Source organism: Serratia entomophila, from assembly GCF_021462285.1.
GTDB lineage: Bacteria > Pseudomonadota > Gammaproteobacteria > Enterobacterales > Enterobacteriaceae > Serratia > Serratia entomophila.
The window spans coordinates 2,358,912-2,384,266 of sequence record NZ_CP082787.1; the positions used below are offsets into that span (position 1 = coordinate 2,358,912).

At 60.0% G+C, this 25,355-nt stretch carries 19 protein-coding genes; 10 read left to right on the forward strand and 9 right to left on the reverse strand.

Going from position 1 to position 25,355, the window contains the following annotated elements; all coding sequences use genetic code 11:
* Position 1: 1 nt before the first annotated feature.
* The 8 genes from fecA to KHA73_RS11655 all read right to left on the reverse strand — a co-directional run bounded on the left by fecA (position 2) and on the right by KHA73_RS11655 (position 9,041).
* Positions 2-2,308: a TonB-dependent Fe(3+) dicitrate receptor FecA gene (fecA, locus tag KHA73_RS11620; protein WP_234591011.1), complete on the reverse strand. Its 2,307-nt coding sequence runs from the start codon at positions 2,306-2,308 to the stop codon at positions 2-4.
* Positions 2,309-2,419: 111 nt separating this feature from the next.
* Positions 2,420-3,376, reverse strand: coding sequence for a ferric citrate uptake sigma factor regulator FecR (gene fecR, locus KHA73_RS11625; RefSeq protein ID WP_234591013.1), 957 nt, complete (start codon positions 3,374-3,376; stop codon positions 2,420-2,422).
* Positions 3,373-3,897, reverse strand: coding sequence for a ferric citrate uptake sigma factor FecI (gene fecI, locus KHA73_RS11630; RefSeq protein WP_234591015.1), 525 nt, complete (start codon positions 3,895-3,897; stop codon positions 3,373-3,375). The genes fecR and fecI overlap by 4 nt, the downstream gene beginning before the upstream one ends.
* A gap of 92 nt (positions 3,898-3,989) precedes the next feature.
* On the reverse strand, positions 3,990-5,069 hold the full coding sequence (locus tag KHA73_RS11635) for an ABC transporter ATP-binding protein (protein ID WP_234591016.1): 1,080 nt from the start codon (positions 5,067-5,069) through the stop codon (positions 3,990-3,992).
* A complete protein-coding gene (locus tag KHA73_RS11640; protein WP_234591017.1) occupies positions 5,069-6,022 on the reverse strand; it encodes a carbohydrate kinase family protein in 954 nt (317 codons plus the stop codon). The genes KHA73_RS11635 and KHA73_RS11640 overlap by 1 nt, the downstream gene beginning before the upstream one ends.
* A 21-nt stretch (positions 6,023-6,043) precedes the next feature.
* Positions 6,044-6,883 (reverse strand): carbohydrate ABC transporter permease, encoded by an 840-nt coding sequence (locus KHA73_RS11645; protein WP_234591254.1) that lies wholly within the window; start codon positions 6,881-6,883, stop codon positions 6,044-6,046.
* Complete coding sequence (locus tag KHA73_RS11650) at positions 6,873-7,781, reverse strand: carbohydrate ABC transporter permease (RefSeq protein ID WP_234591018.1); 909 nt, start codon at positions 7,779-7,781, stop codon at positions 6,873-6,875. The genes KHA73_RS11645 and KHA73_RS11650 overlap by 11 nt, the downstream gene beginning before the upstream one ends.
* Positions 7,782-7,790: 9 nt before the next feature.
* Positions 7,791-9,041, reverse strand: a complete 1,251-nt coding sequence (locus tag KHA73_RS11655; protein ID WP_234591019.1) for an extracellular solute-binding protein — start codon at positions 9,039-9,041, stop codon at positions 7,791-7,793.
* A gap of 137 nt (positions 9,042-9,178) precedes the next feature.
* Between KHA73_RS11655 and KHA73_RS11660 the strand changes: the two genes are divergently transcribed.
* The 6 genes from KHA73_RS11660 to dcp all read left to right on the forward strand — a co-directional run bounded on the left by KHA73_RS11660 (position 9,179) and on the right by dcp (position 18,891).
* Complete coding sequence (locus KHA73_RS11660) at positions 9,179-10,351, forward strand: ROK family transcriptional regulator (protein WP_234591020.1); 1,173 nt, start codon at positions 9,179-9,181, stop codon at positions 10,349-10,351.
* Positions 10,352-10,664: 313 nt separating this feature from the next.
* A complete protein-coding gene (gene guaD / locus KHA73_RS11665; RefSeq protein ID WP_234591021.1) occupies positions 10,665-11,996 on the forward strand; it encodes a guanine deaminase in 1,332 nt (443 codons plus the stop codon).
* Entirely contained in the window at positions 11,993-13,429 is a 1,437-nt protein-coding gene (gene xdhA, locus KHA73_RS11670) for a xanthine dehydrogenase small subunit (protein WP_234591022.1), read from the forward strand. Before guaD ends, xdhA begins: the two co-directional genes overlap by 4 nt.
* Positions 13,416-15,791, forward strand: a complete 2,376-nt coding sequence (gene xdhB / locus KHA73_RS11675; protein WP_234591023.1) for a xanthine dehydrogenase molybdopterin binding subunit — start codon at positions 13,416-13,418, stop codon at positions 15,789-15,791. The genes xdhA and xdhB overlap by 14 nt, the downstream gene beginning before the upstream one ends.
* Complete coding sequence (gene xdhC / locus KHA73_RS11680; RefSeq protein ID WP_234591024.1) at positions 15,784-16,572, forward strand: xanthine dehydrogenase accessory protein XdhC; 789 nt, start codon at positions 15,784-15,786, stop codon at positions 16,570-16,572. The genes xdhB and xdhC overlap by 8 nt, the downstream gene beginning before the upstream one ends.
* Positions 16,573-16,689: 117 nt before the next feature.
* Positions 16,690-18,891: a peptidyl-dipeptidase Dcp gene (gene dcp / locus KHA73_RS11685; RefSeq protein ID WP_234591025.1), complete on the forward strand. Its 2,202-nt coding sequence runs from the start codon at positions 16,690-16,692 to the stop codon at positions 18,889-18,891.
* A gap of 46 nt (positions 18,892-18,937) precedes the next feature.
* Here the strand turns inward: dcp and KHA73_RS11690 are convergent, their stop codons facing one another.
* Positions 18,938-19,264, reverse strand: coding sequence for a cupin domain-containing protein (locus tag KHA73_RS11690; RefSeq protein ID WP_234591026.1), 327 nt, complete (start codon positions 19,262-19,264; stop codon positions 18,938-18,940).
* Between the two features lie 970 nt (positions 19,265-20,234).
* Here KHA73_RS11690 and KHA73_RS11695 point away from each other — a divergent pair.
* The 4 genes from KHA73_RS11695 (at position 20,235) to KHA73_RS11710 (ending at position 25,317) form a co-directional block, all read left to right on the forward strand.
* Entirely contained in the window at positions 20,235-20,501 is a 267-nt protein-coding gene (locus tag KHA73_RS11695) for a hypothetical protein (RefSeq protein WP_234591027.1), read from the forward strand.
* 58 nt (positions 20,502-20,559) lie between these two features.
* Positions 20,560-21,846 (forward strand): TcdA/TcdB catalytic glycosyltransferase domain-containing protein, encoded by a 1,287-nt coding sequence (locus KHA73_RS11700; RefSeq protein WP_234591029.1) that lies wholly within the window; start codon positions 20,560-20,562, stop codon positions 21,844-21,846.
* A 104-nt stretch (positions 21,847-21,950) separates the two neighbouring features.
* Positions 21,951-23,225 carry an HlyD family secretion protein gene (locus tag KHA73_RS11705; RefSeq protein ID WP_234591031.1) on the forward strand — a complete coding sequence of 425 codons (1,275 nt, stop codon included), beginning with the start codon at positions 21,951-21,953 and terminating at the stop codon, positions 23,223-23,225.
* Positions 23,218-25,317, forward strand: coding sequence for a peptidase domain-containing ABC transporter (locus tag KHA73_RS11710; RefSeq protein WP_234591033.1), 2,100 nt, complete (start codon positions 23,218-23,220; stop codon positions 25,315-25,317). Before KHA73_RS11705 ends, KHA73_RS11710 begins: the two co-directional genes overlap by 8 nt.
* The last annotated feature ends 38 nt before the right edge of the window (positions 25,318-25,355 follow it).

Genomic DNA, 25,355 nt, shown 5'->3' on the forward strand with positions numbered 1-25,355 from the left:
CTTAGAACTTCACCGAGCCTTGCAGATAGACGGTGCGCGGTTGGCCGACGTACAGACCCTTGTTGTTGTCGTCATAGGCGCGGGTGAAATATTGATGATTAAACAGATTCTTCACCCCAACGCCCAGGTTCAGGCCGGCCATTTCCGGGCCGAAATCATAGGCGGCGCGCAGGCCCCACAGCAGATAGCCCGGGATGCGGCCAGTGCTGCCGTCGGCGCTTTCCGCCACGGTGTTGGCGTTGTCGGCGAACTGGCTGGACTGGAACTCGCCGTTGAGGTTAAACGCCCAGTTGCCCGGAGTATAGTCCAGTCCCAGCGTGCCCTTGTGCTTCGGCGAGAACGGCACCTGGTTGCCGCGGTAAGCGCCGTCCTCACGGATGGTGGCGTTGACGTAGGCGTAGCTGGCGTAAATCGTCATGTCCTCCAGCTGCGGCGTCAACGGCGCCAGATCGTAACGCAGGCTGCCCTCCAGCCCGGCGTGGCGGGTCTTGCCGCGCGCGGTGACGCTGTCGGTCACCTGGTTGGAATCGTACTGGTTGTTGAAGTTGATCAGGAACAGCCCGATCTCGCCGGTCAGCGCATCGCCGGCGTAGCGGGTGCCCAGTTCCCAGGTGCGCGCTTTTTCCGGTTCGATATTGCCGCTGTCCACCGCTTTGCCCATCTGGCTGTATTGCACGGTGCCGAACGAGCCTTCGGTGTTGGCGTACAGATTCCAATATTCGTTCAGGTGATACATCAGGTTAAGCGCCGGCAGCGGGGCATTGTAGCTGACGTCCAGGCGGTTGTTTTTGATGTGGTTGTTCTGATACGACGTGATGTGCTCGTAGCGCATGCCCGGCGTGATGGTCCAGTCGCCGATATCAATGCGGTCATCGATATAAAAGGCGTGCGCCTCGGTGCCGGACTGGGTGTCGCGGTCGTACGGGCCGTTGCCGGAAGGCAGCTTGCCGCCGCTGGCCTTGCTGTAGTAACGCAGCTCGTGGGTGGACTCGCTGACATAGCGGTAGCCGACGCCGACCTCATGGGCCGATGAACCCCAGCGGAAACTTTGGCTGTAGCGCGGTTCCACGCCGCGCACCCAGTATTCACGCGGCGAGAGCGTCAGGTTTTTGCCCTGATCCAAATAGCCGCTGCGCAGGGTGTAAGTATAGAAGCTCTGCACGTTGAACTTGTGCTGTTGGTCCGGCTGGTACTGATAGCCGAAGTTCGCCAACTGGCGGCGGCCCCAGAATTTGTCGTACGGGCGGGTCGACTGAAACGGGTTGGCGTTGTAGTCCGCCCGGCTAAGGCCGCCCGGCATCTCCGCCTCGCCCTGGTAGTATTGCAACAGGCTGTTGAAGGTATGCGCCTCGTTGGGGGCGTAGCGGCTCTTCAGCATCACGTCGTCAATTTTGGTGGCGCTGTGCTCGCGCCAGTCGCTGCCGCGGGTGCCGGAGTAGAGCAGCGCCGCGCCGAGGCCGTTGTCGGCGGTGCCGCCGATCATCAGGTTGCCGGTGCCTTTCGGATGATCCTGGCGGGAGGTCGGGCTGAGCTGGCCCTGCATGCCGGCCGCCATGCCGAAGGTTTTCGGAATGGCGCGGGTCACGAAGTTGACCACGCCGCCGACGCTTTGCGGCCCATAACGCACCGCGCCGCCGCCGCGCACCACGTCAATCGCGTCCATATTGCCGAGCGAGACCGGCGCCAGCGACAGCTGCGGCTGGCCGTAGGGCGCGAAGGGCACCGGGATGCCGTCCATCAGCACCGTCGAGCGGCTGGCCAGGCGCGGGTTGAGGCCGCGAATGCCGAAGTTCAGCGCCATATCGTGGCTGCCGGTGCCGTTATTTTCCGGCGCCACCACGCCGGGCACGCGGTTCAGGGCTTCGCGCAGCGTGGTGGTGCCGGTTTTGGCGAATTCTTCGCGGCGCACCACATCGCGGGCGCCGGGATGTTCGAACACGTCAATCTGGCGGCCTTCCGCCAGCCAGTCGCCGACCACGCTGATGTCTTCTTCTTTCTGCGGCGCGGGCAGCTTGACCAGCGTATAGCCCCGATTGCCGAGCGCTTTGGCCTGCAGGCCGCTGCCGGCCAGCAGCGCATTCAGGCCGTCGTCGGCGCCGTAGTTGCCGCTCAGCCCCGGCGAGCGTTTGCCGGCGGTCAGCGTACCCTCGACCGACAGCGCCAGGCCGGCCTGGGCGGCGAAGGCGTTCAATGCGCCGTCCAGTTCACCGGCCGGGATGTTGTAGCTGGCGGCCATCAGCGGTGAGGCGAAGGCCAGCCCGAGGGCGATCGCCAAAGGTTTCACCCGTTTTCCCCAAGAATTGTGCATAGCTTCTCCCGAATCGTTTTCATTATTGCTGCAGTGTTTTATCTGGAGTCGAATGAAAAACGGAAAGGGACAATCAAGAATGCGATTTTTTATCATTTTCATTTAAAAAGTTCAGGCGGGGACGATTTGCAGCCAGTAGCGGGTGAAGCTTTGCAGGCGCACCGGCAGCGTCTGGCTGAGCAGGGCCAGGGCGCGATCGGTGTCGTTGAGCGGGAAACTGCCGCTGACGCGCAGGCCGGCGACCGCCGGATCGCAGCTCAGGCGGCCGTGGCGATAGCGAGCCAGTTCGGCAACCAGCCGATCCAGCCGCCACTGGCTGACGCTGATCGCCCCTCGAGTCCAGCCGTCGCTTACCGCCGCGGGCTGTTTCGCCTCGAAGGCTCCGGCGCTGAAGCTAACCTGTTCACCGGCGTTAATCAGGCGCTTCTCCTGCGGCCGCTGCGCCAGCTGGGCTTCGACCGCATGTTCCAGCACCGTCAGCCGCGTTTCGCCGCCGTTCTCGCGCACCAGGAAGCGGGTGCCGAGTGCGCGCATGGCGCCCTGCGGGCTTTCTACCCACAGCGGCCGGGCGTCGCGGCCGGTAATCAGGCTGATTTCGCCGGCGTGCAGGCGAATGAGCCGTTGCCGTGCGTCGTAATGCACGTCGACCGCGCTGGCGGTGTTCAGCACCATCTGCGTGCCGTCGCTCAGCACCACCGGTTTGATCTCGCCGGTGGCGGTGCGGTAGTCGGCGCGCAGCTCGCGGCCCAGCGGCGATTGGTAACCCAGCCAGCCGCCGCCCACGCCGAGCAACAGCAGCAGGCTTTTCAGCAGGGCGCGGCGATCCAACGCCGCCTGTTTGCCGGCCTGCTCGAGCGTGCGGTAGCTGAACTTGCCCGGCATGTCCTGCAGCTGGCTTTGCAACGCCTCGACGCGTTGCCAGGCCCAGCGGTGGTCTTCATGCTGTTGATGCCAGGCCCGCCACTGTTGCCGCTGGCGCGCGCCGGCGTTTTCGTCGCACAGCAGGGCGAACCACTGGGCGGCCATTTTCAGCGCCTGGCGCTGTTCGGGGGTGATTGGGGTGTTCATCGGAAGGCGTCGTTTTCCAGGGCGAACAGCAGGCAGTGTTCAGTGGCCCTGGCCATGTATTTTTTAACCGAGCTGACGGAAACCCCAAGCTGCAGGGCGATGTCGGCATAGCTCAGGCCTTCCAGCTGCGACAGCAAAAAGGCCTGCTTCACCTTTGGCCCCAGCCCGTCGAGCATGCCGTCGATCTGCTGCAGGCTTTCCAGCAGGCACTGCCGCTGCTCCGGCGACGGGGCGCAAGCTTCCGGGATCAGCGCCAGCATTTCCAGATAGGCGCGCTCCAGCGTTTTGCGGCGGAAGAAATCGACCATCACCCGCTTGGCGAGGGTAACCAAAAAATCCCTGGGTTCGCGGACCGCAGCGGCCGCATCGCTTTTCAGAATGCGCAGGAAGGTGTCCTGCGCCAGATCGTCCGCGTCGAAGGCGCACCCCAGCCTGCGTCTCAGCCAGCCCTGTAGCCAGGAATGGTGGGTCGCATACAGACGCGACAGGGCGTCGTGAGGTGAGGTGGCGGTGGCGGACATGGTTTTCGCATTGCTGGTCAGGAAAGATGCGCGGATGATAATTGAGAATGGTTATCGTTTCAAGTTGGAAGCCGTCCCTGGCGTGCAGATAGTCAGCTTTCGCTTAGCCGTTTGCCGCTGGCGGCGTCGAACAGATGGATGGCGTCGAGGTTGGGCGCCAGCCACAGCGGCTGGCCGGCGGCCGCGGCAACCCGCCCGGCCAGCTGCACGTGCAGCCGGAAACCGCCCCAGTTGAGGTGCAACAGGCTGACGTCGCCGGTCACTTCCATAACCCGCAGCTCGGCCGCCGGGTGTTCGCTCTGTTCCGCCAGGCGGAAGTCATGGGGCCGCAGCCCGAGGATCACCCGGCTGTCCGGCGCCGCCAGCCGCCATTTGGCGGGCAGCTGCAGCCACAGAGTGCCGCAGGCGACGCCGCGCCGGCCCTGGCGGTCGGTAATCACCCCCTCCAACAGGTTCATCGGCGGTGAGCCGATAAAACGCGCCACGAAGGTATCGGCCGGGGCATCGTAAATCGCCAGCGGCTCGCCTTGCTGCACGATGTCGCCGTCTTTCATCACCACTATCTGGTCAGCCAGCGTCATCGCTTCGATTTGATCGTGAGTGACGTACACCGTGGTGGTTTTGAACTGCTGGTGCAGCGCCTTGATTTCGGCGCGCAGCTCCATGCGCAGCTGGGCGTCGAGGTTGGACAGCGGTTCGTCGAACAGAAACACCTTCGGGTTGCGCACCATGGCGCGGCCCATCGCCACCCGCTGGCGCTGGCCGCCGGACAGCTCGCGCGGGTAACGCTGCAACAGCGGTTCGATCGCCAGAGTGCGCGCCGCCTGCTGCACCTTGCTGTGCTGTTCGGCTTTGGCGACCTTCATCACCTGCATGTGAAACGCCATGTTTTCCGCCACCGTCAGGTGCGGATAGAGCGCATAGCTCTGGAACACCATGGCGATATCGCGATCGGCCGGATCCAGATCGTTAATCTTCTGTTTATCCAACAGGATGGCGCCGCCAGACAGGCTGTCCAGCCCGGCCAGCAGGCGCAGCAGGGTGGATTTCCCGCAGCCGGAAGGGCCGACCAGCACGGTAAAGCTGCCGTCTGGAATGATCAGGTCGAGCGGGTTCAGCACCCGCTGCTTGCCATAGCGTTTGGCCACTTGCACCAGTTCTACGCGTGCCATCAAATCATCTCCCCGGCGCAGGTTTTCAGGGTCTGCCAGTCCAGATACTGGCGCGGCGAGCTGCTGATGGCGTGGCTGGCGGCGCGGATACCCCAGCGCAGCGCCACGGCGGCGGAGTGGCCGTGCAGGCAGGCGGTCAGGAAACCGGCGTTGAAGCTGTCGCCGGCGCCGATGGTGTCCACTACGGCGATCGGGTGCGCCGCCGCCTGCAGCTGCCGTTCACCGCACCACAGGCGGGCGCCGTCCGCGCCGCATTTCACCACGCAGGCGGCGTCGGCCGGCTGCTGGCGGTTCAGGGTGCGGGCGGCGGTATAGAGATCGTCGCTGTCGGCCATGCCGCAGGTTTCCACCTCATTGAGCAGCAAAATATCGCAAAACGGCAGCCAGTCGGCGATCTGCGCGCGCAGCGTTCCGCTCCAGCCCTGCGGCGGCCAGCCGGTGTCGACCGCAATGCGATAGCCGCGCCGGCGCAGGGTTTGCAGCAGCGCCGGGTAGTCCGCCAGCAAGGTGGTGCACAGGAAAGTGCCGCACAAAAGCACGGTATCGCCGTTGCCGGCGAACAGCGGGATTTGGTGCAGCACGTCGTCCTGGCTCAGGCGGGTAATATGCCCCTGATTGCTGAAGAAGGTGCGCTCGTTGTCCGGGTGGGTCACGCCGAAGGTCAGCGAGGTTTCACAGCTGTAGGTCGGCCAGTACGGCGAGCTGTCCGGAAACAGCTGCGCCAGCCAGGGGCTGAAGTAATCGTTGCCCTGATTGGCCACCAGCCGAAAGGGCGTTTCCAGCGCCGCCAGCGCCAGGGCACAGTTGCCGGCCGAACCGCCCGGGCGCAGTTCGCTGTGCTCGAGCATCGCTTCGGTGCCCTTCTGCGGCCACTGTTGCAGGGTGCTCATGATCAGGTCGACGTTGATATTGCCGACCACGTACAGCGTGGGTTTGGTAGCGGTATTCATCATGTGAAAATTCTCCCTTTAAAATCAGCCTTTGCTGCCGCCGCTGGTCAACCCGCTGACCAGCGTCTTTTGCAGCCAAAGGGCGATAAACAGTGGCGGAACGGCGGCCAAAATGCCGACTGCGGCGATAAGCCCGTCGTCGGTGGCGCGCCCGGCGGTGAAACCGGCGATGGTCACCGGCAGCGTTTGCGCCTGAATATTGCTGGTGAACAGCAGCGCATAGAAAAATTCATCCCAGGCCAACAGCCAGCCGAACAGCGCCGAAGCCCCCAGCGCCGGCTTGGCCAGCGGCAGGGTAATGCGCAGCAGCACCCGCCACTGGCGCAGCCCGTCCAGGCGCGCCGCCTGTTCGATATCGATCGGCAGGGCATCGAACTGGTTTTTCAGCATCCAGGTGAGGAACGGCAGGATCAGCGAGCAGTAGACCAGCACCAGCCCGAGATGGGTATTGAGCAGCGTCAGCTGCTGCAGAATAAAGTACAGCGGCAGCACGAAGGCCACCTGCGGCACCATGTATATCGCCAGGCTGGCGAACAGCCAGGCGTCGCGCCCCGGGTAGCGGGAAAAGCTGAAGGCTGCCGGGATCGCCAATAGCAGCGAAATCAGCGTGGCGCCGCAGGCCACCAGCAGGCTGTTGAACAGCGCATGCAGGAACAGCGCGCCGGGTTGGCCGGGCTGCAGCGACAGCAGGCCGGCGTAGCGTGAGAAATCCCAGCGGCGCGGCAGCCATTCCAGCGGCACCCGGGCCAGATCGGCGGATGAGCTGACGCTCATCAGAAACAGCCACAGCATCGGCGCCAGAATCGAGGTCGCCAGCAGCAGCGCGGCGCCGTAGCGCAACAGCAAACGCATTTTACGCTTCATCATTCAGGCTCCTTCTGCGCTGGCGAAACAGCATCAGCAGGTACAGGGCAATCAACAGGCCGCACAGCAGAGTCATCAGCACCGCATAGGCGGCGCCGCTGCCGGCGCGCAGGTAGCTGAACGATTCCTGGTAAACGAAGAAACTGAGGGTTTTGGTGCTGTCCATCGGGCCACCGCGCGTCATCACATAAATGATGTCGAATACCTTGAAGGCGTCGATGGTGCGCAACACCAGCGCCACCGCCAGCGGCGCCAGAATGGCGGGCAGGGTGATGGCGCGGAACCGCCGCCAGGCCGAGGCGCCGTCCAGCCGCGCCGCCTCGTACAGATCGTCCGGGATCGACTGCAGCGCCGCCAGCGTCAGCAGAGCGATCAGCGGATAGTTCTTCCAGATGTCCGCCAGCATTACCGCGTTCAGCGCCGAGGACGGATCGCCGAGCCAGCTGCGATACTGGCCGATCAGCCCCAGTTGGGTCAGCAGGGCGTTGATGCTGCCGTAGTCCGGGTTGAAGTTCAGCCGCCACATCGTCGCGTTGACGATGGTTGGCAGCGCCCAGGGCAAAATCACCAGCACCCGCAGCAGGTTGCGGCCGTGAAACTGTTGGTTGAGCAGCAGTGCCACCAGCACGCCGATGACGCCCTCGAACGCCACCGACACCAGGGTGAAATACAGCGTGCGCCACAGTGCGGCGCGAAAGTCCGGGTCGGTCAGGGCATACAGGTAGTTGTCCGCGCCGATCCAGCCGGGGGTTGCGCCGTCGCCGACCAGCGCGGCGTCGGTAAAGCTCAGCCACAGGGTGCGGCACAGCGGCCAGGCGGTCAGCAGCAGCATCATCAGCAGCATGGGCGCCAACAGCACCCATGCCTGACGCCGCTCACGTTGAGGCAGTGTGAGCATGATTACCCCTTAACGCAGCCGCGCGGCGCTTTTGCTGGCCGCGTCCAGCCCTTCCTGCGGCGTGACCTTGCCCTGCAGGATCTGCTGCAGGTCCTGCTGCAACCCGTTGGACAACCTTGAATAATCGGCGGTTTCAGGGCGTGACAGCATCACGTTTAGCGCCTGTTTGGCGGCGGCGATCAGCGGCTCCTGGCCTTTTTGCACCGCGGGATCGTCATAGGAAGATTTCCAGATAGGCAGGCTCAGCCTGGCATATTTGTCCTGCACCGGCTGCGAGGTCATGTAGCTGATGTATTGCCAGGCCTGATCGGGATGCGCGCTGGCTTTGGCGATGCCGAGGCCCATCGAGCCGTTCACCGCCGCGACCTGGCCATCGACCGATCCCGGCGCCGGAACGATGCCGACGTCGCCGGCCACTTTGCTCTGTTTCGGATCGTTGGCCATGTTGTACATGTAGGTCCAGTTGAGCGCGAAGGCGGCATCGCCGTTGGAGAAGACCTTGCGCACGTCTTCTTCCAAATATTCACGCGAGTTCGGGTTGCTCAACCCCTTGTCCAGCGAGTCTTTCATGTAGTTGACCGCCTGCAGCGAGCCGGGGGAGGAGAAGCTGATTTTCCCCTGCTGAACGAACTGGCCCTTGAAGGCCGACACCAGCGTGGTGTAGTCGCAAATCAGCGCTTCGGCCTGCGACCAGCTCCATACCAGCGGGTACTTGACCTGATTTTTCTGCTTGATGATTTCCGCCTGCTGCGCCAGCTCCTGCCAGGTTTTCGGCGGGGCGCTGATGCCGGCCTTGGCCAACATCGCTTTGTTGTAATACAGGTACTTGGTATCGAGGATCCATGGCATGCCCCAGCGTTTGTCCTTATAGGTGACGGTGGTCATGGCGCCGTCGAAGATCTTGCCGCTGTCGGCGGCGCTGATGCGCGAGGTGACGTCCTGCAGCAGGCCGAACCTGGTGAACTCGGCCGGCCAGATGGCGTCGAACAGCACCACGTCGTAGCCGTTGCTGCCGGCGCCGCGCGCCGCGACGATTTTATCGTGCAGCGCTTCGTAGGGGACGAACTCCAGATTGACGGTGATATCCGGGTGCTGTTTGGTGAAGTCCGCGGTCATGGCGCGGATGTCGTTTTCGCTGTAGGCCGCCTGAGTCATGAACAGCGCGTTGATCTGCGTTGGGGCGGCGATGGCGCAGGACGCGCCGAACGCCAGGGCGGACAGGGTACAGACGGCCGTAGCGGCGAGGGTATGGCTTTTCATTTGTGCGTTCTCCGGTGTTAAAAAGCGTTGAACCGCAGCCATTGGGCAAGCGAGGCGTCGGTTACTTAAATCAATTTGATTGCTTTAAAGGAGGGCACCATACTGCTAAGACGATTTCCCTTTCTGCATAGGCAGTTATGACGACATCCGGCACTAACCTTGAACATGCTCGCGCACATAACCGGCGCGTAGTGATAGAGGCTATTCGTCTGCACGGCGAGCTGACCCGTGCCGAAATCGCCCGGCTGACGTCGCTGACGCCGCAAACCGTGTCAAACATCGCGACGGAGCTGGAGCAGGCCGGCATTCTCTCCTCGCACCTGCCGCGCCGCGCCGGCGGAAGGGGCCAACCGGCGACGCCGTTGACCCTGAACCCGGACAGCGCATACTCCATCGGCATCCATCTGGATCACCAATCGCTGCTGATTATCCTGGTCGATGTTTCAGGCAGCGTGCGCTTCCACCGGCTGATTATGGTGCAAAAGCCGCAGCCTGCCGCCACCTTGAAACTGATTTGTGATGTACTGCAAGAAATGCGCCAGCAGCCGGATCTGGCCTGGGGGAAAATGCTCGGCATCGGCGTGGTGATGCCGGGGCCGTTTGGCGTGGAAGGCATTTCCTCGGTGGGGCCGACCACGCTCAACGGCTGGGAAAATATCGACGTAGTAGCCGAGCTGGCGGCGCAGAGCGGGCTGCCGGTAACGCTGGAGAACGACGCCACCGTCGCCGCCATCGGCGAGCGTTTGCACGGGGTGGCCAAGCGGCTCAATTCATTTATTTATCTGTACCTCGGCACCGGGCTGGGGGCGGGGATCTTCACCGATGGGCGGATTTACACCGGCCATGCGCACAATGCTGGTGAAGTCGGCCACATGATTGTGCAACCGGGCGGCAAAGACTGCTACTGCGGCAACCGGGGCTGCCTGGAACGTTACGTCTCGCTGCAGGCGGCCTACGAGAGCTGCGGGCTGGATCCGATGCGCGCCATGCCGCAAGATCTGCTGGCGTTGCCGCAGGAAAAGCTCGACGCCTGGCTGGATTCGGCGGTGCCGGCGCTGCGGCAGGCGATCAACATCATCGAATGCATGTTCGACGCCGAGGCGGTGATTATCGGCGGCCTGATGCCGGAAAGCGTCGTCGGGCAGCTGATCAAGCGGCTGGCGCCGCTGCACCGTTCGGTGCGCAGCAAATACCTCGACGGCCTGCGGGTGCGGCTGGGCACCACCGGCGCGGACACCGCGGCGCTAGGGGCGGCGGCGTTGCCGCTGTTCGACGAATTTAACCCGCGCTACGAAGTGTTATTGAAATAACCGCTTTCTTTTCCGCTCGGGCTATTCCTGCCCACTATTGGTGCAACCCGTCATTAACCGAATATAAGCAAACGGTTGCCCTGAAATAGCAACCGTTTGCTTGCTTTGGTATTATTTCTTTCGCCGGCTAATATTTAATGACTAATTAATATGCCTTTGTTTTAAATAAAAATTTTCCAATTTAAAACCAACTGGCACGCCGCTTGCTATTCTTAAATCAACACCTGCGATCGTTAAAAGGCCGTCATAATTTCGTCGGGCTGAGCTCACTCAGCCGGATGCCCTGTGGTGGTCGGTAAAAAAGGAATGGCAAATGAGCATGCAATTCACCACGGCTATCCGTGGCAACTTTTTCGATATCGCCGCCTGCGTGGAGGAACCGCAGCAGCTGGACGCGCAGCTGCGGCATATTCCCGACGGCCTGCTGCTGTTGAACGGCGGCGCCATCGTCTGGTTCGGCAGTTGGCGGCAGGGCGCGGCGCTGCTGCCGCCGGGCTTTGCGGTGACCGACTATCGCGACAAGCTGATCGTGCCGGGGTTTATCGACAGCCATATTCATTACCCGCAAACCGAAATGATTGGCGCTTATGGCGACCAACTGCTGGGATGGCTGGAAAACTACACCTTCCCGGCGGAAAGCCGCTTTGCCTGTGAAAAACACGCCGGTGAAATGTCGGCCTTCTTTCTGCAGCAGCTGTTGAGCAACGGCACCACCACCGCGCTGGTGTTCGGCACCGTGCATCCGCAGTCGGTGGATGCGCTGTTCAGCCAGGCGGCGGCGCTGAACATGCGCCTGATCGCCGGCAAGGTGATGATGGATCGCCATGCGCCGCCGGCACTGCTGGAAACGCCCGAACAAAGCTACCGCCAGACGCGTGAGCTGATTGAGCGCTGGCACGGCAGGCAGCGCCTGAGCTACGCCATCACCCCGCGCTTCGCGCCGACCAGCACGCCGGCATTGCTGGCGCAGGTGCGGCGGCTGCGGGAAGAATTCCCGGACGCCTATCTGCATACCCACCTGAGCGAGAATCCGGATGAAATCGCCTGGGTGAAAGCATTGTTTCCGGAAAGCCGCAGCTATCTGGACGTTTACCACCGCTACGGCCTGACCGGCGGCAAAAGCGTGTTCGCCCACTGCCTGCATCTGGATGAACAGGAGTGGGACTGCCTGTGCCAAACTCAGTCGTCCATCGCTTTCTGCCCCACCTCCAACCTGTTCCTCGGCAGCGGACTGTTCAACCTGCAAAAGGCCTGGCGGAAGCGGGTGAAGCTGGGCATCGGCACCGACGTGGGCGCAGGCACCACCTTCAACATGCTGCAGACGCTGGGCGAGGCCTACAAAGTGGGGCAGCTGCAACGTTACAAGCTCTCCGCCGGCGAGGCGTTTTACCACGCCACCCTGGGCGGCGCGCGGGCGCTGGCGCTGGACGACAAGATCGGCAATTTCAACCCCGGCAAAGAGGCGGATTTCGTGGTGCTGGATCCGGCGGTAACGGCGCTGCAAAAGCTGCGGCATGAAAACAGCCCCAAGCTGGCGGACCAGCTGTTCGTGCTGATGACGCTGGGGGACGACCGCAATATTTACCGCACCTACGTCGACGGCAAGGTGGTGTATCAGGCGCCTGCGCGCCAGGAGGCGGCATGATCCGGTTTCTGCTCAATAACAGATTGCAAAGCGAGGCGGCGCTCGACCCGAACACCACGGTGCTCAACTACCTGCGCCGTGATCTGGGGCGTTGCGGCACCAAAGAAGGCTGCGCCTCCGGCGACTGCGGCGCCTGCACCGTGGTGCTGGCGGAGCCGCATGACGGCCGGTTGCGCTACCGCAGCGTCAACGCCTGCCTGACGCTGGTCAGCGCGCTGCATGGCAAGCAGCTGATCACCGTGGAGGATTTGAAGCAAAACGGCCGGCTGCACAGCGTGCAGCAGGCGATGGTGGACTGCCATGGTTCGCAGTGCGGATTCTGTACGCCGGGCTTCGTGATGTCGATGTTCTGCCTGCAAAAAAACAGCGTCGATTACCGGCGCGAATCGGCGCAGCAGGCGCTGGCCGGCAACCTGTGCCGCTGTACCGGCTATCGCCCGATTATGGCGGCGGCGCAACAGGCCTGTGAACGGCAAGCCCCGGATGGCTTCGATCTTGAACAACACCAGACGCTGCAGCAACTGCAGGCTATCGAACCCGCCAGATCGCAGGAGGCGGCGGGCAAGCGCTGCCTGATGCCGCAGACCCTCGACGAACTGGCGGCGCTGTATTGGCAACATCCTCAGGCCAAACTGCTGGCGGGCGGCACCGATTTGGCGCTGGAAATCACCCAGCGTCATCAGGATCTGCCGCTGTTGATCGCGCTCGGCCAGGTGGCCGAGCTGAAGCGGACGCAGCGCGAGGGCGGCAGGCTGGTGATCGGCGCCGGGGCGACGCTGAGCGATCTGCACCCGCTGCTGGCAGGGTACCACCCGGCCTTTGGCGAGCTGCTGGCGCGCTTCGCCTCGCAGCAGATCCGCAATCAGGGCACGCTGGGCGGCAATATCGCCAACGCTTCGCCGATCGGCGACGGCGCGCCGTTGCTGCTGGCGCTGGATGCGCAGCTGACGCTGCGCTGCGGCGAGCAACGGCGCATGCTGCCGCTGCACCAGTTTTTCCTCGGCTATCGGCAAACCGCGCTGCAGCCCGGCGAATTGATCGAAAGCCTCTCGCTGCCGGCCGACGCGCCGGCGGATTTGCGCGCCTGGAAGGTGTCCAAACGGCTGGAGGATGACATCTCTGCGGTGTGCGGCGCATTCAATCTGACCATCGAACAAGGCGTGGTGCGCGAGGCGCGGGTGGCGTTCGGCGGCATGGCCGCCATACCGCAGCGCGCGCTGCGCTGTGAACGGCGCCTGGTGGGGCAGCCGTGGCGCAGGGCCACGGTGGAACTGGCGGCGCAGGCGTTGGCGCAGGACTTCACCCCGTTGAGCGACTTCCGCGCCAGCAGCGCTTACCGGCTATTGGTGGCGCAAAACCTGCTGCGCCGCTATTTCATCGCGCTGACCGAGCCGCAGACGGCAATCGAGGTGACCGCCCATGAGCCACGCTAAACGCATCGCGTACAGCCAGCAGCAGCTGGCCGAGTTTTTTCGCCAGGGCTTGAGCAGCGGCGTTGGCCGCAGCCGCAAGCATGAAAGCGCCGACAAACACGTCAGCGGCGAGGCGCACTACATTGACGATCGGCTGGAGTTCCCCAATCAACTGCATCTGGCGGCGAAGCTGAGCGAGCGGGCGCATGCGCGCATCACGCGTCTGGATGTTTCCGCCTGTGGGGATTTCCCCGGCGTGGCGCGGGTCATTACCTGGCGAGACGTACCGGGCGAGCTGGACATCGCGCCGCTGACCCAGGGCGACCCGCTGCTGGCGAAAGACGAGGTGGAGTACCTCGGCCAGGTGATTGCGGTAGTGGCGGCCGAGGATCCGGAAATCGCCTGGCGCGCCGCACAGGCGATCCGGGTGGAGTATCAGGATCTGCCGGCGCAGCTGGACGTCACCCGGTCATTGCGCGAAGGCTATCTGGTGCAGGAGGCGCACCGCCATCAGCGCGGCGACGCCGATGCCGCGCTGGCGCAGGCGAAACACCGCCTGCAGGGCGAGCTGCACGTCGGGGGCCAGGAGCACTTCTATCTGGAGACCCAAATCGCCTCGGTGCTGCCGACCGAGGACGGCGGCATGCTGGTCTATTCCTCCACCCAGAACCCAACCGAAATCCAGAAGCTGGTGGCCTCGGTGCTCAACCTGCCGATGCACCGGGTGACCGTCGACATGCGCCGCATGGGCGGCGGCTTTGGCGGCAAGGAGACCCAGGCCGCCGGCCCGGCCTGCCTCTGCGCCGTCGTCGCGCATCTCACCGGGCGGCCGGTCAAGATGCGCCTCAACCGGCGCGACGATATGCTGATCACCGGCAAACGCCACCCGTTTTATATTCGCTACGACGTCGGCTTTGACGACGAGGGCCTGCTGAACGGGGTGAAAATCGACCTGGCGGGCAACTGCGGTTATTCGCTCGATCTCTCGGGATCGATCGTCGATCGCGCGATGTTTCATGCCGATAACGCCTATTTTCTGCAGGACGTGCTGATTGTCGGCCACCGCTGCAAAACCCACATCGCCTCCAATACCGCCTACCGCGGCTTCGGCGGGCCGCAGGGCATGATGGCCATCGAAGAAATCATGGACGGCATCGCCCGCTATCTGGCGCGCGATCCGCTGGCGGTGCGTAAAATCAATTACTACGGCAAAGATCGGCGCAACGTCACCCATTACCATCAGCCGGTGGAGCAAAATCTGTTGCAGGAGATCACCGCCGAGCTGGAGTTGAGCGCCGACTATCAGGCGCGCCGCACCGCGATCCGCGATTTCAACGCGCAGAACCCGATCCTGAAGAAAGGGCTGGCGCTGACGCCGGTCAAATTCGGCATTTCCTTTACCGCCAGCTTCCTGAACCAGGCCGGCGCGCTGGTGCTGGTATACACCGACGGCAGCATCCAGCTCAACCACGGCGGCACCGAGATGGGCCAGGGGCTGAACACCAAGGTGGCGCAGATTGTCGCCGAGGTGTTTCAGGTGGATATCGAGCGCATTCAGATCACCGCCACCGACACCGGCAAAGTGCCCAACACTTCGCCGACCGCCGCCTCGTCCGGCACCGATCTGAACGGCAAGGCGGCGGAGAACGCCGCGCAGAAAATAAAACGGCGGCTGGTCGACATGCTGGCCAAACAGCATGCCGTCAGCGCCGACCAGGTGGCGTTCAGCAATGGTCAGGTGCGGGTCGGCGAGCGCTACTTCAGCTTTGAACAGGTGGTCGAGCAGGCTTATTTCAATCAGGTTTCGCTGGCCAGCACCGGTTACTACCGAACGCCGAAAATTTTCTACGATCGCGACAAAGCCTGCGGCCATCCGTTTTACTACTTCGCCTATGGTGCGGCCTGCGCGGAGGTGGTGATCGACACCCTGACCGGGGAATACCGGCTGCTGCGCGCCGACATCCTGCACGACGTAGGCGACTCGCTGAACCCGGCGCTCGATATCGGCCAGGTGGAGGGCGGGTTTGTGCAGGGCATGGGGTGGCTGACCAGCGAAGAGCTGGTGTGGGACGAGACCGGCAAACTGCTGACCAACGGCCCGGCCAGCTACAAAATCCCGGCGATTGGCGACGTGCCGGCCGATTTGCGCGTCCGGCTGCTGGAAAACCGCCAAAACCCGGAGGACACGGTGTTTCATTCCAAAGCGGTGGGCGAACCGCCGTTTATGCTGGGCATCTCGGTGTGGTGCGCCATCAAGGACGCGGTGGCCAGCCTGGCGGACTATCGCCTGCAGCCCGTCATCGACGCGCCGGCCACGCCGGAGCGGGTGCTGTGGGGCGTGCAGCAGATGCTGACCTCGGTGCGGGAGAACGGCGATGGATGAGTGGATTGAGGCATTGGCCGCGCTGCGGCGGCGCGGCGAACCCTGCGTGCTGGTCACGCTGGTGGATGAGCTGGGCTCTACGCCGCGCAACCGGGGCAGCAAAATGCTGGTGACCGCTGAACAGGCGTTCGACACCATCGGCGGCGGCCAGCTGGAGTTTCAGGCGCTGGCGATCGCGCGTGAGATGCTGCAGCAGGGCGCCAGCGGCCTGCGGCTGGAGCGCTTTCCGCTGGCGGCGCGGCTCGGCCAGTGCTGCGGCGGCGCCACCAGCGTGCTGTTCGAACCGCTGATCGCGCCGCGCCCGCAGATTGCGCTGTTCGGCGCCGGGCACGTCGGGCGCGCGCTGGTGAACATTCTCGCCACGTTGCCGTGCCGGGTGCGCTGGATAGACGGCCGGGCGGAGCAATTCCCTGCGCAAATCCCGGCAGGGGTGAGCCGTATCCTCAGCGAAGATCCGCTGGACGAGGTCGACGCCATGCCGGCGGGCGGTTACTTCATCGTGATGACCCACGATCACGCGCTGGATCTGGCGCTGGCCGAACGCATCCTGCGGCGCGGCGACGCCGGTTATTTCGGCCTGATCGGCTCGTTGGCCAAGCGTAAACGCTTCGAATATAAGCTTGGCCAGCGGGGCCTGGGCGAAGCGGCTATCGCCGCCATGCGCTGCCCGCTGGGGTTGGCGGACGTCAAAGGCAAGCTGCCGGCGGAAATCGCGGTGGCGGTGGCCGGAGAGATTGTGGCCTGCTATGGGCATAAATCGAGGCCTGGCTCGGATGTTTAACTTCTAATCACTTGTTTTTGCTCAAACTGATAACTGCGCCTAAGCTAGGATGTGACTCAAAGGGCGCCATGGCTCCCGTGAGACCTTATTCTGTGAACATGGAGGAGTTTCGATTTGATGCGTTTATCCACATTGATGCTGGCGATCGGCATGGCGCTGGGCGCGCAGGCCCAGGCGGCGGAAAGCCACCCGCATGCCGACCACAGCGCTCTGCCCAGCGGCCAGGCGAAGGAGGCAACCGTGACCGGTGAAGCCAATCAGCATGAGAATAAAAAGAACGCCAATCCGTTCTTCTATCAAAGCCGTCTGCCGTTCCAGGCGCCGCCGTTCAACCTGATCAAAGAAAGCGACTATGCGCCGGCCATCGAGGCGGGCATCAGGCAGAAGCGGGAAGAAGTAGAGAAAATCGCCAATAACCCGGCCAAGCCCAACTTCAAGAATACCTTCGTGGCGCTGGAGCAGGCCGGTTCGCTGCTGACGCGGGTGATGAACGTGTTTGGTGCCATGACCTCGGCCAACACCAGCGACGCGCTGCAAAAGCTGGATGAAGAAACCTCGCCGAAGCTGGCGGCGCTGAACGACGATATCATGCTGAACGGCAAGCTGTTCGCGCGCATCAAGGCCATCTATCAGGATCGCGATGCGCTGAAGCTGGATGCGGAATCGCGCCGGCTGGTGGAAGTGACCTACAAGAACTTCGAACTGGCCGGCGCCAACCTGTCGGACGCCGACAAGGCCAAGCTGAAGGCGCTGAACCAGGAAGCGGCGACGCTGAGCACCCAGTTCACCAACAAACTGCTGGCGGCGAGCAAGAACGGCGCGCTGGCGGTCACCGACAAAGCGAAGCTCGACGGGCTGTCCGAGGGCGAACTGGCCGCGGCGGCGCAGGCCGCCGGCGAACGCAAGCTGGACAAGCAGTGGCTGCTGGTATTGCAGAACACCACCCAGCAGCCGAACCTGCAGAGCCTGAAAGATCGCGATACCCGCAAGGCGCTGTTTGACGCTTCCTGGTCGCGGGCGGAAAAGGGCGACGGCAACGACACCCGCCAGACTATCTCTCGCCTGGCCAAGGTACGCGCCGAGCAGGCCAGGCTGCTGGGCTTCCCGAACTACGCGGCCTGGAAGCTGCAAAACCAAATGGCCAAAACCCCGGATGCGGCGCTGAGCTTTATGCGCAACATCGTGCCGGCGGCCACCGCGCGCGCCGGGCGTGAAGCCAAAGACATTCAGGCGGTGATCGACCAGCAAAAAGGCGGCTTCAAGGTAGAGGCCTGGGACTGGCAGTTCTACGCCGAGCAGGTGCGCAAGGCCAAGTACGATCTGGATGAGTCGCAGATCAAGCCTTATTTCGAGCTGGATAACGTGCTGAACAACGGCGTGTTCTACGCCGCCAACCTGCTGTACGGCGTCAGCTTCAAGGAGCGCAAGGACATTCCGGTCTATCAGCCGGACGTCAAGGTGTATGAAGTGTTCGATAAAGACGGCAAATCGTTGGCGCTGTTCTATACCGACTACTTTAAGCGCGACAACAAGGGCGGCGGCGCCTGGATGAGCAACTTCGTCGATCAGTCGAAGCTCAACGGCACCAAACCGGTGATTTACAACGTCGCCAACTTCACCAAGCCGGCGCCGGGCCAGCCGGCGTTGCTGTCTTATGATGACGTGATCACCATGTTCCACGAGTTCGGCCATGCGCTGCACGGCATGTTCGCCGCTCAGGAATATCCGAGCCTGTCCGGCACCAACACCGCGCGCGACTTCGTCGAGTTCCCGTCGCAGTTCAACGAGCACTGGGCCAGCGATCCGAAAGTGTTCGCGCACTTTGCCAGGCATTACAAAACCGGCGAAGCGATGCCGCAGGAACTGGTCGACAAAATCAAGAAGGCCGACAAGTTCAACAAGGGCTATGACATGACCGAACTGCTGTCCGCCGCGTTGCTGGACATGCACTGGCACATGCTGACCGCCGACCAGCCGCAGCAGGACGTCGACAAGTTCGAAACCGAATCGCTGCAGAAAGACCAGGTCGACCTCAGCTATGTACCGCCGCGTTACCGTTCCAGCTACTTCCAGCACATTTGGGGCAACGGCTACGCCGCCGGTTACTACGCCTACCTGTGGACCGAAATGCTGGCGGATGACGCCTTCCAGTGGTTCAGCGAGCACGGCGGCCTGACGGCGGAAAACGGCCAGCGCTTCCGCGACATGGTGCTGTCGCGCGGCAACAGTCAGGATCTGGAGAAGCTGTACGTCGACTGGCGCGGCAAAGAGCCGAGCATCGAACCCATGCTGATCAACCGCGGGTTGAAGGACCAATAATCGCCTGCAATAGCCCAAACCGGAGCCGCTGCCGCTCCGGTTTTTTTTATGCCTCGCAGATAATGCTGAGCGGGATGCCGACGCCGCCGGCGTAAAACACCAGTAACTCCACCGGCTCTGCGCCGGCAATGCCGCGATGCACGCTATTCACCACTTCCGCGATCGCTTCGCCGCGGACGAACGTTTTTTGCTGGTTGCCGTCTTTTTTTTCGATGGTCAGCTCGCCGCTGAGCAGATAACCGACCGCAGGTACCGGGTGGTGATGCCAGGCCAGTACGGTGTGCGGCGGCACGCTGATGCGCAAGACGCCGATCATCGGCGCACAGGCCGGGTATTGCGGGTAGGCGGCGCCATCCCAGCTGGCGCAGGCCATCAATAGGGTTTCGGATATTACTTCAACGGATCTTGAGCTTTCTGCCTGGGAAAGCGGAAGGGCGGCAGAGCGGTTAGCACGTGATTTGAATGGCATATTCCCACCATGATAATAATTTTAAATAAAATTAAATCGAGGGGCTGCTTCGCGAGACGTCCTGTACCTGGGCTTAAACCGATCCTGTTGGCGGAGTGGCTTTATCGAATAAGCAGCGGTGCTTATTGATTCTAGTTGGCGGCAGGTTTTTAACCAGCAAATCTGACGGGTGGCGGCTCCGCCCGTCAACGTCCAGGGCTGGCGTTGGCCGGCATGTGGCTGGGGAGCATCGCACGTCGACATTGTCGCCCGCAGCTGTTTCGCCGCCTTTTCTTTATTGGGTTATTAATCTTGGGCGTTGAGATTATTTGGCGTTCAATTAATTGAATCGATAGCATCTACGTGTAATTAGGTTCGGTATATTATTCTGGATTTTATTACCATATGATGGGTTGCCATATTGAAATACACTTTGCTTATTGGTTTGTTTATGAAATACAGAGTGGTTATGGATTGTTATTAGTGTATTTTACTTTTTCAACCACATCCCTTTTTAAAGGGGGTAAACCCAGTAAATCCATAGGAGAACATTGATGAAGGAAATTCTAAGTAGCCAATTCGATGCGGTGTCGGGCGGATGGCAGGATCGAGATGGGAGTGGCAAAAGGTCGTCTGATAACGGAGGCTCTGGCTCTTCAGGTCGCGGCGGAAATAACGGCGGTGACCGCGGGCCTCAGTCATTCCTGTCAAAAAATAGCCCTTATGGCAGTGGTTCCGGTGCCAGTGGTTTCTGGGGGAATGGCGGTTCTACAGGAAATGGTTATGGCGGAAATGGCACAGGGCCGAGAGAAGCCAGAGAGTTCGGAAGCAAACGCTAATTAACAGATGCAATCCCAGCACAGAAGTAAAATTCTGTGCTTTTATGGGGTATATGATGAATAGATATGTTGTTTTTATAAAGAGTGATGAATCAAAAGTGCTGAGAAAGGACGTGGTTACACGAGAAATTATTAAGGATATGAAGCAGAAGGGATTCAGAAAGCATCATGTCGAAGTAGAGGCTGATAACGAAAGCGATGCCATTAAAAAATTAAATAAAAACAGCAATGACTATTTGGATTCATTGAAAAATTTTTCCGGTGATTTATTGTTCTGTTCTATTTGTGTTATTGTTATGGCGATAGTCTATTTTTTTAGCTAAGCCATAATCCAGCACTGAATCATTCAAGTTTTCCATACTATATTTTGTGGTGATTTAAATGAGCCATCAGGCATTGGGTGTCGATTTATCAAAGATGGAAAAATCATCAGTTCCAAATATCCTGCATTTTATATGGATTGGTGACCTAAATGAAGTGAATACTCATTATATCGACATATGGAAAAAAACAAATAAAGATAAGCAGATATTCTTTTGGTATGACAAAGACTCTTCACTGTGTCATTTGCTAAACAATGCCATACGCGATTTCGTCAACGCCAAAAAAATCAAAAATAAACTTAAGGCTGAATTAAAAATAAAAAATCACGCATTTAAGTATATATACCCAAAAGTAAAGACAGGTTTTTCTTTTGATGAGCTGGTTATTGAATTCTTAATCAAGAACGAGATCCCTTATCAGAGACCACCAAAAGCGATTGAAGACTCATGGTTTGATAGCAGAGGTTTTATAAAAAAGCGTATAACGGAACTTTTTTGCAATGATTTCGATGATTTCGATGATTTCATGAAGTATTATTATTATGAGATTATACTAAGGCATAACATTGCCAGTGCAAGTGATATTATCAGACTTTTAATTATCTATCAGTATGGCGGCACCTATATAGATGTTGATACACTCCCATACATTGATAATATATATCATAAATTAAATAAATATATAGAGAAAGAAGGCATTGTCGAGAGCGACTCGTTTCTATTATTTAAAACCATATGTCTTTTAAAAAAGATAAATTCAGAAGGGGTAAGGTCTGAAGCCGTGATTAGCTGCGACGAAAATGAGTTAGGGTTAGATGCTGTTGGATTTGAAGAAATAAAAAGGCTTATCGAACTGGATCTCGCTGATTTTTCTCTGGATATGATATTGCCATTGGGTGAAACATACGTTCATAGAAATTTATTGGCGCTCGGATCGCTCAGAAGATTTAAAGGTGTTTATTTTAATAATTTCATATCCTCTCACCAAAAATCAAAGGCGGTAAGGATCATCCTTAGAACCATGAAAAAGAGATACCGCTTTTTAGAAAGAAATAATTGCATATTTGACTGTTATATTGATGATAAATCAAGGTGTTATCTGACCAGGATCTTACCGTGGAGAACCGAGTTAATAACAAGGGACTATTGTGTCACCTCGGTCTTAACCGGGCCGGGTTTAATTGTTGAGGTTTTATTGGGGTTGGCTTATGAGGTGTTTGATATCGGATGTCTGGTTGAGCCATCCAGCATGGCGGAATATATGCAAAATCCTGATTTTGGGATTGCATTGTTTCAACACAACATAGATACACCCGATGGCGCCTGTTCCACGTGGCGCAAATAAAAAAGAGTGGCTTGAAATGCAGATTAACTGACGTTCTGCTTGTTTTATTATCAATACAATAGCCTGTGAATTTGAATATTAGCTTTCAATAAGGGACGCTGATCATGTTTCGCCAGGAAGCGATCGATAATCAGAAAATGAAATGGCGTGGTCGGGCCATTCTGCTACCCGGTATTCCCGTTTGGGGCACGACAGGGCTCTGCCTGTTTTTCTTCATTGCCTTTCTCACCTTCGCGATCGCCGGTACCTATACCCGGCGGGTCAACGTGACCGGCGAGATCAGCACCTATCCGCGCGCCGCCAACGTCTATTCCGCCGTCCAGGGGGTGGTGGTCAAACAATTCGTCACCGAAGGGCAGGCGATCGCCGCCGGAGCGCCCATTTACCAGATCGACGTCAGCAAGAGTACCCGTAGCGGTGTGGTCAGCGACAACCAGCGCCGTGATATCAATGGCCAGCTGGCACGCATTGCGCAAATCATCAGCCGACTGGAAAGCAGCAAGCAGGCCACGCTTATCATGCTGGAAAAACAGAAGGCGCAATATACCGCCGCGTTCTCGCGCTCAACCGACATCCTTCGGCGTGCTCAGGAAGGGGTGCGTATCATAAAGGAGAACATGGAGAACTACCGCCACTATCAAACCAAGGGATTGATCAATAAGGATCAGCTCACCAACCAGGTGGCGCTGTATTACCAGCAGCAGAACAACCTGCTGGGCCTGTCCGGCCAGAACGAACAGAATGCACTGCAGATCACCGCGCTGGAAAGCCAGATCCATATCCAGAGCGCCGAATTCGACAACCAGATTTACCAGATGGAACTGCAGCGCTACGAGCTGCAAAAGGAATTGCTGAGCATCGATGCCGGCGGGGCGATCGTCGTGCGCGCGCTGGCCGGCGGCCGCATCGATTCGCTGAGCGTCACGGTCGGCCAGATGGTCAACGTTGGCGACAGTCTGCTGCAGATTATCCCGCACAACATCGATCGCTATGCCCTGGTGCTTTGGGTACCCAACGACGCCATCCCCTACATTGCCGCCGAAGATAAGGTCAATGTGCGCTATGACGCCTTCCCGGCGGAGAAATTTGGCCAGTTCGCCGGCACAGTGTCCGTCATCTCCAAAGTCCCGGCCTCGCCGCAGGAAATGCTGACCTACCGGGGGGCGCCCAAAGCGGCGCTGACCGCCGCCGTGCCGTACTACAAGGTGATCGTCATGCCGGAGAAACAGGCCATTGCCTACGAGGGCAAACGTCTGAGCCTGGAAAACGGCATGAAAGCGCAAAGCACGCTGTTTCTCGAAAAAAGAAAGATTTATCAATGGATGCTGTCACCGTTCTACGACATGAAGCACAGCGCAGCGGGGCCGGTCAATGAATAAGCGCACGTTCAAACAGCTGCTCAGCCAGCTGGATCTGCGGCTGCGTCAGCGGGTTCCGATGGCGCATCAGACCGAATCGTCGGAATGCGGGCTGGCCTGTCTGGCGATGATCTGCGGTTACTACGGCAAAAACATCGACCTGATCGCGCTGCGCCGGCAGTTCAGCCTGTCGACCCGCGGCGCCACGCTGACCGGGTTAACCGGTATAGCCGAACAGCTGGGGCTGGCCACTCGCCCTATATCACTTGATATTGACGAGCTCAGCGCGCTGAAACTCCCCTGCATTTTGCACTGGGAGTTCAACCATTTCGTGGTGCTGGTCAGCGTCAAGGCTAACCGCGCGGTGCTGCACGATCCGGCGCGCGGGCGCCGGAACGTCAGCCTGACGGAGCTGTCGCACAGTTTTACCGGCGTGGCGCTTGAGGCCTGGCCCGGCAGCGCCTTCACCGCCGACGGCGTCCGCCATCGCATTCACCTGCGCACGCTGATCGGCAGCGTGCACGGCCTCAAGGGGGCGCTCGGCAAAATCTTTTGCCTGTCTCTGGTGTTCGAAACCATCAACCTGGTGATGCCCATCGGCACGCAGCTGGTGATGGACCACGCCATTCCCGCCGGGGATCGCGGATTACTGACGCTCATCTGCGCCGGGCTGATGATGTTCATCCTGTTGCGGGCCGCCATCGGCATGGTGCGGGCCTGGTCCGGGTTGGTCATGGCGACGCTCATCAACGTGCAGTGGCAATCCGGGCTGTTTACCCACCTGTTGCACCTGCCGCTGGGCTACTTTGAACGGCGCAAGCTGGGTGACATTCAGTCGCGTTTCGGCTCCCTGGATACGCTGCGCAGCACCTTCACCACCAGTATCGTCGGCGCCATCATGGACGGCATCATGGTGATTGGCGTACTGGTGATGATGGTGCTGTATGGTGGCTGGCTGACCTGGGTAGTGATTGCCTTCACCGCGCTCTACGTGCTGATGCGGCTGCTGACCTACGGGTATTATCGCCAACTGTCCGAAGAAGCGCTGGTCAGGGAGGCCCGTGCCGGCTCGTATTTTATGGAGACGCTGTACGGTATCGCCACCGTCAAGATGCAGGGCATGGCGGAACGTCGCATTGCCCATTGGCTTAACCTTGAAATCGACACCATCAATACCGGTATCCGGGTCACCCGCATGGACATGCTGTTTGGCGGGATCAACACCTTCATTGCCGCCTGCGATCAGGTCGTTATTCTGTGGCTGGGAGCCAGCCTGGTGATCGATAACCAGATGACCCTCGGCATGTTCGTGGCGTTCGGCGCCTTTCGGGGGCAGTTCTCCGACCGCATCGGGTCGCTGACAGAATTTCTGCTGCAGCTGCGCATGATGAGCCTGCATAACGAGCGCATTGCCGATATCGCCCTGCATCCGCGGGAGGAGCGTAAACCCGATCACCCTTACACGGCGGGCCTGCACCCTTTGGGATTGACGACCCATGCCCTGAGCTATCGTTACGACAGCCAGTCACCGGCCATCTTTGATGGCCTGGACATCAGCGTTGCGCCGGGCGAGAGCGTGGCCATCGTAGGCCCGTCCGGCGCCGGCAAGACCACGTTGATGAAGGTGCTGTGCGGGTTGTTTCCCCCCGATGCGGGGCGGGTTGAGGTGAACGGTGTCGATATCAGGCAGCTTGGTATCAACAACTACCACAAGATGATCGCCTGCGTGATGCAGGACGACAAACTGTTCTCCGGCTCGATCCGGGAAAATATCTGCGGGTTCGCGGACGAGGTGGACGACGCCTGGATGGAAACCTGTGCCCGAGCCAGCTATCTGCACGACGTGCTCATACGTATGCCGATGGGGTATGAAACCCCGATCGGCGAGTTGGGGGAAGGACTGTCCGGCGGGCAAAAACAACGGCTATTCATAGCCCGGGCAATCTACAAAAAGCCGGCTATTTTGTTCCTGGACGAGGCCACCAGCGCGCTGGATAAGGAGAGCGAAGCTGTGGTGAATCAGGCAATCAAGAGACTCAATATCACGAAGGTGATCATTGCCCACCGCGAAACGACCATTGCGTCGGCAGATCGGGTAATACATTTTGGATAAGGGGGATATCACCAGCGGCACCGGCCGTTTACACTGTT